Genomic DNA, 15,126 nt, shown 5'->3' with positions numbered 1-15,126 from the left:
GCGGTTCGTCGAGATTAAATTTAATCTCGACGAACTGCTTTTATGGATTGTATTTACCGAATTGTACGCATTCGCGACGCGATCGGGTGTTTATCGATCTCCTAATTCAGTGATTTGGGAATCCGCCCTATTGGGATAGATGGAGCTACCCCTCATTATGTTTTCGATAAACTTGCGGAGATGTGCCTACGATGCGACGAAATTGTGTGGAAAAATAAGCATGGCTATTAAATCCACTTTGGAATGCCACCTCAATCATTGATAAACTCGTCACTGTTAGTAATTGCTTTGCCTTGTTGATGCGATGATGAATCAGGTATTCGCGCGGCGTTTCCCCCGTAGCTTTTTTGAACATGCGGGTGAAATGAACGCTGCTATATCCCGTCAGGTTGGCTAACTCAGAGATCGCAATATCAGACGTATCATGTGCCTCGACATACTCCTTTACTCTAACAAGGAGATGGACAGGTAACTTACCTACTTCGGGTATCTGAGGTGTCGATACTGCATAACGATTCACAAGATGGACGACCAGCACGTTGAGAACGGATTCCAGAAACAGTTTGTTGGAGACACCATGCAGTAATCGATCGGTTCGCACCGCCGCCGCTAGTTGACGAATGAGTGGATCGTCCGAGATTTGAAACTCAAGGATTTCCAGGGGATGCCCTTCAATTGTTTCAGGAATCATCGTTGCAATATACTCTGGCGCAACATAAAAATTGACCAATTCTCCAGCACGATCCAAGATTAAGCCGTGGGGTTGCCCGGTTGGCACAACAAAGCACTGTCCGACCCGAACAGCTTGCTGCTGATGTTTTGCCGCAGCCGAGTGCCAAGATGTCACTCCTTTGGCGTGACTAAATGGAACTGTAATCTGATGGGCAGAGTGCTCGTGTGTCCCAAACAATTCTGGTGCCAAGTTGGCATGATGGAGTCCCGTTTGTCGATCGAGCAGAAGATGATAGTGGCTGCTCTGCGATGCTTGGTCTGGGAAAATAGGTGTTGCAGTTTTCGGATCGATCAGCATAAGAACTCCGCGAAGAGGATGAAAATTCTAAAACGCTGGCAAATTTCTGAAAGACTTCTTTTCTCGTTTCCCTGATTATAGACATATCGAGCAAAGAATGCGTTCGGAGTTCGAGAACGATAACCAGAGTTTTTAGAGGTTAATCGACATGAATCGTAAAGTTGCTATTGTTACCGGAGCGTCGCGAGGAATTGGAGCTGCGATCGCCAAACGTTTGGCAGTTGATGAATTTGCAGTTGTAGTAAATTATGCTAACAATCGTGAAAAGGCAGAAGAAGTAATCCACGATATTCAGGCAGAAGGGGGTGAGGCGATCGCACTGCAAGGCGATGTTTCTAATGCTAAAGATGTGGAGTCGTTATTCGAGAAAACGGAAGCTATCTATGGCGGAGTCGATGTCTTAGTCAATAATGCAGGCATTCTAACTCCACAAGCAACTCACATTGCTGACATGGATGTCGAGCTATACGACAAAATTTTTAATGTCAATACTCGTGGTACGTTCTTGACGCTGCGCCAAGCGGCGCGACGGTTGCGAGTGGGTGGACAGATTGTCAACTTTTCTACCAGCGCAGTGGGTTTAGCCATGCCAGGATATGCCATCTATTCTGGCTCGAAACTAGCGGTTGAAATCTTCACCAATATCTTGGCGAAGGAATTGCGAGGACGCAACATCACGGTGAATGCGATCGCTCCAGGGCCAACCGCAACCGAGTTATTTTATCAGGGTAAATCTGAGGAATTAGTAGAGAAATTTGCCAATCAAGCCCCCTTAGAGCGACTAGGGCAACCCGATGATATTGCCAGTGCCGTTGCATTTTTAGTCAGTCCAGAGGGCAGTTGGGTCAACGGTCAAACGCTCAGAGTGAACGGTGGGATTGTCTAAGCATCGTGTTTGCTATGTTCTGTAAACCACAAACCTTATTTGCTGATTCCCATGTTGAACAAACTGATAAAAGAAGAAACACCAAAGCGCACCCCTCGCCCTCTAACTCCTTTTACCCTCTTCATCGGCTCGATCTCCTATCTGGGAGTTGGTGTCCTCAACCCGATTATGCCTGCCTTAATCGAGGGACGATATGGCGGCACCGCGTTTCACGTCGGGTTAATGTATACCACATTGGCAACCGCGCAATTTATTGGTAGTCCTGTCATTGGGCTACTGAGCGATCGCTATGGGCGACGACTCGTTCTGATGTTCAGCTTACTAGGTGCAGCGATCGCTTACACGCTCATGGGTATAGGCGGCGCGCTGTGGATGATGTTCGCTGGGTGGGCCATCTTTGGGATCGCGGATGGTACAGCAAGCTCGATTTTTGCCTACATTGCCGATACCGCCACGTTAAAGGCTCGGACTCGTGCCTTCGCATTTATGAGTGCGGCAACGGGCATGGGGTTTACAATTGGCCCCATCATCAGCGCCCGGTTTGCATCCATCGATCTGGCAATTCCCTTGTATATCGTGGCCGCCACAAGTGTAGTCGGTTTGGTATGGGCCTATTGGGCAATGCCGGAAACGTTCCCTGACAACCCTCGTGTTGCACGAGTCTCGTTCCGTCAATTGAATCCGTTGAGTCAGCTATTTGTGGACTGGCGCAATCCGCATCTGCGCTGGCTAATGCTCAGCTTTCTTCTGACCACGATGACATCCATCATCACCTCATCAAATCTGGCGGCGATGACCAATGATTTGTTTGGCTGGCAACCACAGCAAATTGCGCCGATTTTTATTTTGATGGGTGTGGTTGAAGTCCTTGCTCAGGTCTCGATCGTGCCTGTCCTACTCCACTTTCTGAGAGAAATTCAAATTACTAGTCTGGGTGCAATTATGCTGAGCATTGCGTTTGGATTATTTGGTTGGTTTTCTCTGACTGGGCTACCAGCACTGGTGTACATCGCGGCGATCGTGGCAAACATTGGCACGGCATTGGTGGAGGTATCACTTCAGGGATTGATGTCAAAAGCAGTCGCACCCGAAGCTCAAGGACGCATCCAGGGCACCTACAGGGCAACGTTTGCACTAGGACGAATCATCGGCCCTTTATGGGCTGGTTGGCTCTACCAAGAGATTAGCCCCGCAATGCCCTACTGGATCGGTGCAGGGCAAATGATCTTAGTTTCGATCTTGACTTGGTTTGCAGCATCTAAACTTCAACACAAAGGAAATGCACAATGAAAGCAACCCGTCCAGCAATTAGTCGAAATGTTTCCCGTCGATCGATACTTGGATTGTTAGGATTTGGTGCCGCCACCACTGCCTTAACACCCACTTTTGTGAAGACTGCACAGGCACAGAATCAAACTCAACCGTCGCGACCTGCTGCAACCCAACCATCGCAGATCGTCACGAAGGAAATCCCGCGCACCAAGGAGAAACTGCCTGCAATCGGTCTGGGAACGTTTATGACCTTTGATGCTTTATCTAATCAGCCCCGCGATCGGCTTCAGGAAGTAATGCGCCGCTTTTGGGATGCAGGCGGGCGAGTGGTCGATACCTCACTGCTCTATGGGATGTCGGAAGCGAACGTGGGCGAATTTGCCAGAACACTTGGCTTGACCAATGATTTGTTTATTGCTAACAAAACCTGGGCAACTGGTGAGTATCTGGGCGATCGCCGCCAGGCTCAGCGTCAGCTAGAACAATCGATGAAGCGATTGTCACCCAATCGCATTGATGTCATGCAGGTGCATAGCTTGGTGAATGTAGATGCAATTTTACCCCTACTAAAAGCATGGAAAGCAGAAGGTAAAATTCGCTATGTGGGCGTTACCCACCACGATCCGCTATATAATTCTGCGCTTGAGAGATGGATTGAGAACGGCGATCTGGACTTTGTGCAACTTCGCTATTCAATTCGTGAGCGTGGAGTTGAAGACAGAATTCTGCCTGCGGCGGCAGCGCGAGGAACAGCCGTCTTAGCTAACATGACCTTCGAGAAAGCCCGTCTTTTTGAATTGGTAAAGGGGCAACCACTACCCGATTTTGCCCGCGATTTTGGCTGCGAGAACTGGGCACAGTTTTTTCTCAAGTATGTGATTTCTCACTCGGCTCTAACCTGTGCGATTCCCGCAACCACCAACCCGGAGCACGTTGTTGAGAATATGGGGGCACTAAGAGGATCGCTACCCGATCGTTCAATGCGCACCCGCATGGTGAAACACATGGAAAGCCTTCCCGGCTTTGACAACCTGCTCCAAATGCCCTGGTATCCTGGCAAGAATTTTAGCGGGTTGGTGCGCCTGCCAAATCCACGTCCGATCGGTTGAGATGGAGTTTATATTATGTTGCGTAGATTTAGATCTTTGATTTTCCTGTCGCTGTTGGTCTTTTCGCTCATCGCATTAGGTTCGCTCGTGCTCAGTCGATCGCAAAGCCAGTTGCCCTATTGGACTGAAGCTGCACCGCCAACAGTCGCTCGGCAAGAACTTTATCCAGAAGTCTCGAACGGAAAAATTTACGTGGTCGGCGGTTTACTCAGCCCAAACACCGGATTCTCAGCGCATTTCGAGTCTTACGATCCGGGCAAAAATACATGGACAGCCTTGAGACCGATCCCTGAAGCCCGCCATCACATTACACTGTCGGCAGTCAATGGCTTGCTCTATGGTATTGGCGGTTTCACAGGTGGGTTTCCAGACTGGCGGGCGCAGCCGACGATGTTTATTTACAATCCTGCCTCTAATACTTGGACTGGAGGGATTGACCTACCAGCGGCTCGTGCCGAGGGCGTATCCGCAGTGGTGGATAACAAGATCTATCTGGTTGGTGGACGCGTTCGAGCCACTGAGGATACTCGGCTGTTCACTGACCACATTGATAGTGTGCGAAATGAAGTATTCGATCCGATGACTAAACGCTGGTCAACCCGTGCCAATGCGCCCACAGCGCGAAACAGTGCAGCATCGGCTGTCATTGATGGCAAGATCTACGTGGTTGGTGGACGCAATTTTACCAAGAATGCTGATGGCACTGCTCGCCAAGTCAATGTGCCAAATCTAGAGGTCTACGATCCCAAACTCGATCGGTGGGAAACGCGATCGCCGATGCCTCAAGCCCAAGGAGGTCTGGCTGCAACCGCATTCAACGGCAAGCTTTACGTGTTTGGCGGCGAACAGTGGGTTCCAGAGCGGAAGGTTTTTGCCGAAAGTTGGGTATACGACCCGCAAACCGACGTGTGGGCGGCAATGCCGCCCTTGCCAACGCCACGACATGGATTGGGAGCATCCGCAATTGGCAACCGCATCTTTGTGTTTGGTGGCGGAACTCAAACAGGCGGAAATGCCGCAACAGTGACCCACGAGGTACTGGTATTGCCCACCTAGAGTGCTATGCACTGGGAAGCCTATAGATGAAGTTTTTGGATACTTCTGACACCAAAACTTTTGATAGTTTTGTAGGGCAAGTCAAGCGATCGCTCCAGGACAAATGGCAGACCGAGCAGGTTGATTTCCTCGTTAACAATGCCGGAATAGGCGTTTATGCCCCGTTTGCCGAGACGACTGAGGAAGAATTCGATCGCTTGATGAACATCCAATTCCAGGGCGTTTTCTTTCTCACCCAAAAACTGCTGCCACTGCTCAAGGACGGCGGACGGATTGTGAATCTTTCGTCCGGTCTGGCTCGCTTTACACTACCGGGTTACTCCGCTTATGCCAGCATGAAAGGCGCGATCGAGGTCTTGACTCGATATATGGCAAAGGAATTGGGACACCGACAGATTGCAGTGAACGTAGTGGCTCCAGGTGCGATCGAAACAGATTTTGGGGGCGGTGCAGTGCGGGATAACCCAGAGATTAATAATTTCCTCGCTTCACAAACCGCGTTAGGTCGAGTCGGTCTTCCCGATGATATTGGCGGGGCGTTGGCGAAGCCTATCGGAACGATAATCGCATCCTTGCTATCCGAAGATAACCGCTGGGTAAATGCCCAGAGAATTGAAGTCTCTGGTGGTCAGTCTATTTAATTTCAATCCACTTTAGTTAAAAAAAAAGGACACAATCATGCCAAAGCTTCTAGTTATTGAGGCAAGCCCACGGGGAGAAGACTCGATCTCCCGCAACCTTGCAAAAATGTTTGTAGAGCAATGGAAGACCGCGCACCCAGGCGGTGAAGTTGTCGAACGCGATCTCGTAAAGATGGATCTGCCTTACGTGAACCTGCCCTGGCTGGGAGCCAGTCTAACGCCTACGGAGAAGCACACTCCTGAAATGAAGGATGTCCTGCGGGTGTCCGACGAGCTTGTCGCCGAACTTCTGGCCGCAGATTATATTGCGATCGGCACCCCGGTTTACAACTACAACATTCCCGCAAACCTCAAGTCTTACGTGGACCACATCGTCCGCAAGGGGCTGACACTGGGACTGACGGGCGAAGGTCTAATTCATGGCAAAAAATGCACGGTTCTAATGGCTTCGGGTGGTGTCTACACAGAGGGTTCGCCGATCCGGGATCGGGACATCGCAACTATGTATTTGCGCCTAATTCTCAAGGTAATCGGCATCGAGGACGTTACTTTTGTTGCGGCTGGAGGAACCAAGGTTGTTGACCTTGGAGAAAGATCGCGAGCTGAGTTTCTCAAGACGTTTGAACCAGTCGTCACGACTGCTGCGCAGTCGTAATGTTCCAGGATGACTACGATACCTTTGTCACGAAAGAAGCCAATGTTAAAGCATGTCAATTTAGAGTTCTTTCAAGCATTTGCTGACATCCTCTATGACAAGTGATAGAGCCTTTCCTGACACCAGAAATCCTTAGCGTGCAATATTCTCCGAATTCTGCGTTTCCCCCAACGATCGAAATCAAATTGCCCACATAGCAGGTAGAGTTAAAGCTGTGAGTACGATCGAGCAACCTAAGCTACAAAAAACAACCGAACATGGCGTGAGGGTAACAAGACCCTCGATTGGGCTATTCGATGCGATCGCATTGATTGTCGGACTAGTTATCGGGGCAGGAATATTTGAAACGCCAGCATTAGTTGCGGCCAATGCTAATAGTGAGACTGATGTTTTACTAGCTTGGAGCTTTGGTGGATTAATCTCTATTATTGGTGCCTTATGTTATGCAGAACTCGCTACCACATATCCAAGTATCGGTGGAAGCTATGATTACTTAAAACGAGCATTCGGTCGATCGATTGCGATTTTATTTGCATGGGCACGATTGAGTGTGATTCAGACCGGATCGATCGCGTTACTCGCATTTGTATTTGGCGATTATGCTACCCAAATATTGCCGATTGGTACATTTTCAGCAGGAATTTATGCCGCAATCGCGATCGCTCTGCTGACTGCGCTCAATATTTTGGGCATAAAACATAGTAAGCGGCTCCAAAACTGGCTGACAATTACCACCGTCCTGGGACTACTGGCGATCGTTGTCATCGGCTTAACCTTGACCACTGGTTCTAGTCCCGCTCCGGCTGCTGCCTCCACCACGAGATCTTGGGGGTCGGCAATGGTATTCGTGCTGCTGTCATACGGTGGGTGGAACGAAGCCGCCCAGATCTCCGCTGAGATCGAGAACTACCAACGCAACATCATTCGATCGCTCCTGTGGGGACTGGGCATCATCACGGCTCTCTATTTACTGATTAACTTGGCATATCTCAAAGGCTTGGGATTGACAGCGATGGCACAGTCTCCAGCCGTTGCCGCCAATCTGATGAGACAGGCATTCGGCCAGCCAGGAGCCATATTCATCAGCATTCTGGTGGTAGTTTGTACCCTAGATTCGATTAATGCCACCATTTTCACGGGTGCGCGCACCAACTTTGCACTCGGTCGAGATGTATCTGCATTTCGGTGGTTGGGTGTTTGGCAAGACCGTCATGATACCCCAACCGCTGCCTACTTATTCCAAGGAGCGATCTCCTTGGCACTAGTCGGACTGGGTACGGTGACGCGCGACGGCTTCAAAACGATGGTCGATTATACCGCACCGATCTTTTGGTTTTTCTTTCTCCTCAGTAGCATCTCGCTGTTCGTGCTGCGAGTGCGCGACCCCAATCGACCGCGCCCGTTTCGGGTACCGCTGTACCCGATTTTACCGCTGTTGTTTATGGCTTCTTGTGGCTACCTGCTTTACTCCAGTTTGGTTTACACCGGGACGGGCGCGATTGTCGGCGTAGTCGTCGTGGCACTGGGGATTCCCTTTACTCTCCGGTATCGCCAGCTCCAGAATCGCTGATGTTGGCGAACATTTCATCTCAATTTAACCACTAGTAAAATCAGGAGAAAATTATCGTGATTTCACCTCAAACCTCGCTCCTGCAAAGCTTATCCCATCGTCTCGCCTTAGCAACCGTCATCGGTCTGAGTCTCATTAGTGCTGGCTGTAGCACTACCCCAACCGCGACGACTGGTCAACCTGAAACTGCCGATCCAGCAGTGGCTCCAGCCGTCGCACAGGCTCCAGCATTACGATCGCCGGATGTTATCTATGTCCCCACTCCACAAGCAGTAGTCGATCGAATGCTAGCGATCGCCAAAGTCAACAGCAAGGATAAACTGTATGACTTAGGTAGCGGCGATGGCCGGATTCCGATTACCGCCGCTCGCAAATTTGGAATTCGCGCCACAGGTATCGATATCAATCCCGAACGGATTAGAGAAGCCAATATCAATGCCAAAAAAGCAGGTGTAACCGATCGGGTGCGCTTTCTCAATCAAGATCTATTTCAAAGCAAGTTTAGCGATGCCACAGTAGTGACACTGTATCTGTTGCCCGAACTGAATGTCAAACTTCGACCGCAGTTATTGAGCCAACTCAAACCTGGTACCCGCATTGTCTCTCACGCTTTCGACATGGGTGACTGGAAGCCCGATCGCATCGAGCAAGTTGGTGGGAGCACGATTTATTTTTGGACGGTACCCGCCAATCCGCCCGCAAATTTACGAGCATCTCAAGTCGTCCGATATCCAGTTGCTCCTTAAACTAGCAAATCTACGCACTAGAGAGGGGTTGGTTAACAGCGTTACTAATAATCTGCGGCGGTAAAGGTCGCGGCACCGCTGTTAGCCAGCAACCGTTTCAATAAATATTTTGGAGTGATGCTGGCGAAAACTGATTTGGCGTTGGCGTAGCCTATCGGAGATAATCGCCGATATCGCCTTAGAAGTGGGTTTCTCCAGTCCAAGCCATCTGACCCAACAGTTTAAACGACTCACTGGAATGACTCCAAAGCAGGTTCGCTAACGCCATAAGAATCTGACAAATCATCGTAAGAAGTTGAAAGAAGTCAAGCATTTTAACTAGTTACACTCCAAGTAAGTAGCAACAGGAGGAGCTGGAGCTACGCTTTGAATCAAATAAACAATTGGGGAAAATCGTAGCTATAGTCTGACATTCTTTTATTCGTGTTCTGCCCACCTTTGAACCGAACGACGATCGCTTACTCGACCTCAACCGGAAATACGATCCGGATGATGTCATTCGATCGACGATCGGACATCTTTTACCCTAGATCGTGAGGAGCAATATATTGTGCGTAGCAAACTAGAAGGAGGTTATGATGCACTGATGGGTGCCTAAAAATAAATTGCACTTTGTCCGTAATCCATAGAAACCAGGTGGTTTAACCAGTAGTGAATTTGGAAACAAAGTATGTTTTCGTTGAAGTTAATTCGTTGGTGTTTCCTGCTTAGTGCGATCGTTGCAATAATTACTCTTTCCCATCCTCACCTTTCATCTGCCGATCGATCTAAATCTTCTCCTGCCATTGTTTCATCGTTCGATCGTCTCAATCATCTGGATTTTTCCGCCGCTCAAGGTCGGGTTGGAGTTGGCGTAATGGATCTCAATACTGGGAAAAGCTGGTTTTACAATGGCGAGCGACGGTTGCCGATGCAGAGTGTCTACAAGCTACCAGTGGGGATTGTTGTCCTCAAGCAAGTTGATGCAGGTAAACTGTCCCTCGATCGGCCAGTGACGGTCTCTCGACAAGACTTTGCGCCACTATGGAGTCCGATTCGGCAAGAAATAACAGGCGATAGTAAACAGTACACCGTGCGAGAATTGCTCGAACGAGCGGTAGGGGTGAGCGATAACACTGCTGTCGATGTCTTAATTCGCTTAGTAGGTGGCCCCGAACGAGTCACCGCAACGCTGCGACAGATGAACATTCGCGGCATTCGAGTCGATCGACTAGAGCGGCAGTTGCAGCCAGACTGTGTTGGGCTGACTAACTTTCGCCCCGAACTGGCAGATGAGCAAAAATATGCCGCTGCTGTAGAGCGAATCCCAGTTGCCGTGAAACGAGCTGCTCTAGATCGCTATCTCAGCGATCCTCGCGATACAGCCACCCCGAAGGAAACCATCGATCTGCTAGCAAAACTGCAATCGCGTCAGCTATTGTCCGAAAACTCAACGGCTCTGTTACTCAAAATCATGACGGATTCACCAACAGGGCAACAGCGACTCAAAGCTGGACTACCTCAAGGCTGGTCGATCGCTCACAAAACGGGTACAGGCCCAGAGGTTTTGGGAGTAGGCACTGCGACCAATGATGTTGGCATCATCACTTCCCATGGAAAACAGGTGGCGATCGCGGTGTTTGTTGCGGGTTCAAAAGCTCCGATCGCCAAACGAGAACAAATAATAGCTCAAGTTGCAACTACAGTCGTACAGGCAATGCAAACTCCCAAGTAGGTTTAGCTCAAACTCCAACAGTAGCACTTGACACGATGTGTCGCTCGGGCTATCATTCAACCATATGGTTGAATCAAATCTTGCGCTCGATCTAATTTTTGGTGCTCTCGCCGATGCGACGCGGAGAGATATCCTCAAGCGCGTATCGAGAGAAGAACAGACCATTAGCGAGTTAGCCCAACCTTATGCCACCTCTTTAGCTGCGATTGCGAAGCATGTCAGCGTGCTTGAGAAGGCAGGGCTGGTTACTAAGCGTCGAAATGGCAAGGAGAAACTCGTTCGCGTCACACCAGAAGCGATCGAAGTAGCCGCAGCACATCTGAGCGAGTACGAAAAAGTATGGGGCGATCGCTTTGATACTTTAGAAAAATTATTAGCAGAAAAGTAAATTGGGAGGAATATATCTGTATGGCAGATCTAAAAGTAACAGTCCCAGAAAATTCCCAAAACATCCTGGGTACAGTCACCATTAACGCTCCGCTAGCAAAGGTCTTCAATGCTTATACTCAAGCGGATCTGTTTGCTAAATGGTGGTGTCGCGGTAATCCGATGAAAGTGTATCATTTTGATTGTAAAGACGGCGGTAGTTGGCATATTGCCGAGCAAGCAGAAGATGGTAACGAGTATCAGTTTACTGGCTGTTTTCACGAAGTCGCCCACAATCGACGGATCGTGCAGACGTTTGAATTCTTGGGGATGCCGGAACGCGGACATGTGATGCTCGAAAAAGCCGAGTTTATAGCAATTGACGAACATACGACTGAGATTCATACCCATAGCACTGCCATGAGCCAAGCAGACCGCGATGGCATGGTTGCCAGCGGCATGGAAAGCGGCTGGCGGCAGTCTGTTGAAGTTCTGGGTCAACTTTTAGAATCACGCAACTAATTACAACTGGCTCCAGCCATGAACTCGATTCGTCGAATTGTCTCCAACATCCAAACTACAAATACCGAGCAGAGCGAACTGTTTTATACCCAAGTTTTGGGATTGACTAAGGCGATGGATTTAGGCTGGATTCAAACATACGCTGCACCAGCAGACCCAACGACTCAAATTAGCGTGCTGACAAACGACCCATCAGGGATGCACCCGAACCTGTCAGTTGAAGTGGCCGATGTCGATCGTGTTTATGAGGCAGCCATAAGGCATGGTTATACGGTTGTCTATCCACTCACGGATGAACCGTGGGGCGTTCGACGCTTTTTCGTCCGCGAACCAAACGGCATGACGATAAATATTGTGAGCCATCGAGAAGAGTAAGCATCCGTGAAATTACGTCGATATCCACAGGTAAGTGACTCTTGCCTGCTTTGATTCGTTCGGCTCACGATCGAACGTTTGGCTATCTAAAAAGATCTCCAATGAGTTTTTATATGCGAATAGATCGAGTCGCTTGGAGCGACTCGATCTATGCTTATTACATTCGAGCTGGATCGATCGGATTAGAGTAAATTGTTAGAGCCACAGAACTATAATTGACCCTAATTTATAACTACCGTTCGATCGACCCTAAACACGATTGACTCGGCGACTGAGTTGTATGTAAGTCCGGAAGCCACGTCGTTCTAATCTTCGTGCTGCCGCTTCAGCATTGCCCCGATTAACATAGGAATTTTCTAAAATCCAAGGTCGATTGCCACGATAACGATAGTAAACATTAAATCGGCGATCGTTCCGACGATACTGAGCGATGAGATCGGTCGAGCCGCTGACATTTTGCTCGACTGACTGGGGCACGCTCGTCGCGACAGCCGGAAGATTTACTGCCAATCCCGCACAAACTAGTGCGAATAACATTGTTTTTTTCATGTGTTTTAGATATTTAGTAAGATTGAAATAGCCGATCGAGGTTTAAATCTCACAACTATTCGATCGATTCAGCTTCTAATTTAATCGATCGCTCGACAAAACAGCTCTTCCTAAATGTCGATAGATTTATAAACTTTATTCACCTCGCGATCGGGATAAAAGTCATAAGTTTAGCTACGCTATCTAACTATAGTCATCAATTTCAATCGATCGATTAAAAAATTAGTTTTCAGAACTATAATTTAGTATTCGGTGGTAGTAAGATCCGATCGACGATATGTACTACCCCATTAGTGGCTTGGAGATCTGGCTCGATTACTTGCGATGGATTCTATAAGTAACTTTTTTGGTTTAACTTGCCACTATTTAAGTAGAAGAGTTATTCGGTGAGGGAACCGTGTGCGATCGTAACGAGTTGGAATTAGTTTTGCTGGCGAGACAGGGAGATAAAGCTGCATTCAGTCGGCTGGTATTGCGCTATCAGCCAATGGCGCAACGGATCGCCAGACAAGCAATTGGGAATGAGGATCTAGCACAAGAACTCGTCCAAGAAGCCATGCTGCAAGCTTATCTGTCATTGGCTAAACTTAACGATCCGACGCGCTTTAAAAGTTGGCTGTATGGCATCGTTCTCAATCTTTGTCGCAACCAGCTTCGGCGGCGGAAGGTGATTTATTTTTCCCTTGAGACAATGGTGGAGAATTTGGTGGACGAAAATCGATCGATAGCAGTTCGCTAGATCCGCAGCTAGTAGCAGAGCAGGAAGAACTCCATACGGCATTACTCGAAGCCGTCAATGCCTTGTCTGAAAAGAATCGTCTGGCAACTTTACTATTTTATCGCGATCGACTCAGCCTTCAAGAAGTCGCCGATCGATTAAATATTTCGATCGCGGCTGTGAAAGGACGGTTGCACAAATCTCGCCATCAACTCAGATCGAAATTGTCCCCACTACAATTTCCGCTGCCATCTACTTCAATTCAGGAGTCTCAACCGATGAATGCTAACACTTCCGAGCCAGCAAAACTAGAGATGTACTGTTCTTTCTGTCAAAAAAGTCATGAAAGCATCAAGTTTCTAATTGCAGGGCCGATCTTAAGAAAAGTCCCCATCTACATCTGTAACGAATGTGTCGATATCTGCAACAACATTATTCGCGAACAAGAACGAGTCGATCGTCAAAATTCATGAATCTCTTAGATTGATGGATCGCTATTGCTAGAACTCGATCTCTTGCCAGTTAGCAGCTTCACAATATCTCGAAATATGCTTGGTATTCTTGGTAGCCATAATAACTGTTTGCCCTAGATTTTCTTGTTGTAATATCAGACATTGAGCGGAGATAATTACGTCAATATCGATCTTGTTCTTGTCGCTAGTAGGCCGCCCCTCGGCTTGTGCATCGACCCACATTTGAGCGGCTAAAATTGCATCTTTTCTAGAAACAGGAATGAATTCCAACATTCCTGTTTCGGCCAAAATATCTAGCTCGATGACTCCTGGCGCAAGCTCTTTAGCTTTACCTAACGGTTCCAATAAGCCTCTCCGAAATTCATAGTCGCAAAGTGTCGAAGTTACGACGCGAACGCCACGCGATTGCAAGCCATAGAACCACTGTTGAACTTGATAAGATTCAGTTGATGACTCCTCAAAAGATTTAGTTGGTTTAGCAAGTAAGCCCAGCACGTTAGTATCTAGAAAAACAATCATTGATGCTCTTAATTTCTAGACTCGTCGAGCAGCAGAAAGGCACGATCGAATTGTTGGTTAGACTTATCTAGTTCTTCTGGAGTAAGCCGATCGAGATTTGCTTTTCTGATATTTTTGTAATGTTCGATCGCCAGATCTCTCTCGGCTTGAGTCATGTTTGAAAAGTTCAACACTCTAGTTTGTTGAATATTAGACTTTTCAAAAATTGTCCCCATGCGATCGGCATTATCTATTACTTTCTGATGATTATCTATACAATCTAGAAAAAACCTAGCAAAGTTAACCTTAAAAAGGAAAGAACGTTTAAATAAGTCAATGCAAGTTTGTAAATTTAGCTGGCTAAATTTAAGTAGAGCATCACGCAATTGGCTGGCATAAGAGAAAAGTACTTCACGCTGACTGGAATTTAGGTCGAGCCAAAAAGAAAAGTCTTCAGATTTTTCAGCTAACCATGCAAGATTGTAGCTAGCTTCAGTAAATATCAGCGTTCTGGCGATCGAATCTAGACCATCGAAGCTCGCATTCTGGTGAAATTTACAGAGCAAGTCTTCAATTTTACTATTGCTCCATCCATATCTAGATTTAGCTACGCGAAAAATCTTTCTGGCAGTAGCTAATGCTCTGGCAGAACCTTTGAGATTGTGGGCATCAGTATTCGCCGAAAGGTTCGATTCATCAGCGAATAGTGCGCTCGGACGATTGGGCAAAGCCCATGCTTCGCGAACGAATCTCAGTTCGGAAATAGCGAATAATTCTCTAGAAAAAGTAGCGATTGTCATGTAATTAGAGGCATCGATACAGATCTCAACTTTACTAATTCGTAAACTGTCTGTCAATTGACGATTGCCGTCGATCGAAGGCACCCCAAATCTACAACAACTTTAACAACTCCGCAGCAGTAAAAGGTTTGGCTAAAAATCCGCGC

General features: G+C 47.9%; 18 protein-coding genes and 3 pseudogenes. 16 read left to right on the top strand and 5 right to left on the bottom strand.

The annotated features are described in order from the left end of the window. Positions 1-145: 145 nt before the first annotated feature. Positions 146-1,030, bottom strand: a complete 885-nt coding sequence (locus C7B77_RS01145; RefSeq protein WP_106299498.1) for an AraC family transcriptional regulator — start codon at positions 1,028-1,030, stop codon at positions 146-148. A gap of 148 nt (positions 1,031-1,178) precedes the next feature. Here C7B77_RS01145 and C7B77_RS01140 point away from each other — a divergent pair, with 148 nt between their 5' ends. The 13 genes and pseudogenes from C7B77_RS01140 (at position 1,179) to C7B77_RS01080 (ending at position 11,942) form a co-directional block, all read left to right on the top strand. Beyond that, the gene (locus C7B77_RS01140; RefSeq protein ID WP_106299496.1) at positions 1,179-1,916 is read left to right on the top strand and encodes an SDR family oxidoreductase; all 738 of its coding nucleotides are present in this window, start codon (positions 1,179-1,181) and stop codon (positions 1,914-1,916) included. A 51-nt stretch (positions 1,917-1,967) separates the two neighbouring features. Next, positions 1,968-3,206 (top strand): MFS transporter, encoded by a 1,239-nt coding sequence (locus C7B77_RS01135; protein ID WP_106299494.1) that lies wholly within the window; start codon positions 1,968-1,970, stop codon positions 3,204-3,206. Further along, on the top strand, positions 3,203-4,297 hold the full coding sequence (locus C7B77_RS01130) for an aldo/keto reductase (RefSeq protein ID WP_106299492.1): 1,095 nt from the start codon (positions 3,203-3,205) through the stop codon (positions 4,295-4,297). The genes C7B77_RS01135 and C7B77_RS01130 overlap by 4 nt, the downstream gene beginning before the upstream one ends. Positions 4,298-4,312: 15 nt before the next feature. Continuing rightward, the gene (locus tag C7B77_RS01125; protein WP_106299490.1) at positions 4,313-5,353 is read left to right on the top strand and encodes a Kelch repeat-containing protein; all 1,041 of its coding nucleotides are present in this window, start codon (positions 4,313-4,315) and stop codon (positions 5,351-5,353) included. 26 nt (positions 5,354-5,379) lie between these two features. After that, positions 5,380-5,994, top strand: a complete 615-nt coding sequence (locus C7B77_RS01120; protein ID WP_106299488.1) for an SDR family oxidoreductase — start codon at positions 5,380-5,382, stop codon at positions 5,992-5,994. A 37-nt stretch (positions 5,995-6,031) separates the two neighbouring features. Next, positions 6,032-6,649 carry an FMN-dependent NADH-azoreductase gene (locus tag C7B77_RS01115; RefSeq protein ID WP_106299486.1) on the top strand — a complete coding sequence of 206 codons (618 nt, stop codon included), beginning with the start codon at positions 6,032-6,034 and terminating at the stop codon, positions 6,647-6,649. A gap of 214 nt (positions 6,650-6,863) precedes the next feature. Next, complete coding sequence (locus tag C7B77_RS01110; protein WP_106299485.1) at positions 6,864-8,219, top strand: APC family permease; 1,356 nt, start codon at positions 6,864-6,866, stop codon at positions 8,217-8,219. A gap of 56 nt (positions 8,220-8,275) precedes the next feature. Further along, entirely contained in the window at positions 8,276-8,965 is a 690-nt protein-coding gene (locus C7B77_RS01105; protein ID WP_106299483.1) for an SAM-dependent methyltransferase, read from the top strand. Between the two features lie 130 nt (positions 8,966-9,095). Continuing rightward, a complete protein-coding gene (locus tag C7B77_RS01100) occupies positions 9,096-9,227 on the top strand; it encodes an AraC family transcriptional regulator (protein ID WP_425430807.1) in 132 nt (43 codons plus the stop codon). Between the two features lie 408 nt (positions 9,228-9,635). Next, positions 9,636-10,601: pseudogene (gene bla, locus C7B77_RS01095) on the top strand (class A beta-lactamase); the annotation flags it as partial. A 142-nt stretch (positions 10,602-10,743) separates the two neighbouring features. Beyond that, positions 10,744-11,067, top strand: coding sequence for an ArsR/SmtB family transcription factor (locus C7B77_RS01090; RefSeq protein WP_106299479.1), 324 nt, complete (start codon positions 10,744-10,746; stop codon positions 11,065-11,067). A gap of 20 nt (positions 11,068-11,087) precedes the next feature. Next, entirely contained in the window at positions 11,088-11,567 is a 480-nt protein-coding gene (locus C7B77_RS01085; protein ID WP_219891948.1) for an SRPBCC domain-containing protein, read from the top strand. 18 nt (positions 11,568-11,585) lie between these two features. Continuing rightward, positions 11,586-11,942, top strand: a complete 357-nt coding sequence (locus C7B77_RS01080; RefSeq protein ID WP_106299477.1) for a VOC family protein — start codon at positions 11,586-11,588, stop codon at positions 11,940-11,942. Between the two features lie 249 nt (positions 11,943-12,191). Here the strand turns inward: C7B77_RS01080 and C7B77_RS01075 are convergent, their stop codons facing one another. Both C7B77_RS01075 and C7B77_RS31615 read right to left on the bottom strand, forming a co-directional pair. Next, a complete protein-coding gene (locus C7B77_RS01075) occupies positions 12,192-12,491 on the bottom strand; it encodes a hypothetical protein (RefSeq protein WP_106299475.1) in 300 nt (99 codons plus the stop codon). Between the two features lie 235 nt (positions 12,492-12,726). After that, entirely contained in the window at positions 12,727-12,807 is an 81-nt protein-coding gene (locus tag C7B77_RS31615) for a fasciclin domain-containing protein (RefSeq protein ID WP_106299538.1), read from the bottom strand. Between the two features lie 81 nt (positions 12,808-12,888). On the opposite strand from C7B77_RS31615, the gene C7B77_RS01065 reads away from it, so the two are divergent. The 3 genes and pseudogenes from C7B77_RS01065 to C7B77_RS31605 form a co-directional block, all read left to right on the top strand. Further along, complete coding sequence (locus C7B77_RS01065) at positions 12,889-13,230, top strand: RNA polymerase sigma factor (protein WP_146138132.1); 342 nt, start codon at positions 12,889-12,891, stop codon at positions 13,228-13,230. Further along, positions 13,212-13,415, top strand: a pseudogene (locus C7B77_RS31610) (RNA polymerase sigma factor); the annotation flags it as partial. The gene C7B77_RS01065 and the pseudogene C7B77_RS31610, both read left to right, overlap by 19 nt. A 72-nt stretch (positions 13,416-13,487) precedes the next feature. Continuing rightward, positions 13,488-13,655 (top strand): annotated as a pseudogene (locus C7B77_RS31605) (ClpX C4-type zinc finger protein); the annotation flags it as partial. 54 nt (positions 13,656-13,709) lie between these two features. Here C7B77_RS31605 and C7B77_RS01055 read toward each other — a convergent pair. Beyond that, the gene (locus tag C7B77_RS01055; protein ID WP_106299469.1) at positions 13,710-14,201 is read right to left on the bottom strand and encodes a PIN domain-containing protein; all 492 of its coding nucleotides are present in this window, start codon (positions 14,199-14,201) and stop codon (positions 13,710-13,712) included. Positions 14,202-14,209: 8 nt separating this feature from the next. Then, complete coding sequence (locus C7B77_RS01050; RefSeq protein ID WP_219891947.1) at positions 14,210-15,037, bottom strand: hypothetical protein; 828 nt, start codon at positions 15,035-15,037, stop codon at positions 14,210-14,212. Positions 15,038-15,126: the final 89 nt, after the last annotated feature.

This window comes from Chamaesiphon polymorphus CCALA 037, assembly GCF_003003845.1.
Taxonomy (GTDB): domain Bacteria; phylum Cyanobacteriota; class Cyanobacteriia; order Cyanobacteriales; family Chamaesiphonaceae; genus Chamaesiphon; species Chamaesiphon polymorphus.
The sequence above is the reverse complement of the archived record's forward strand: the minus strand, read 5'-3'. Positions and strand labels throughout refer to the sequence as shown.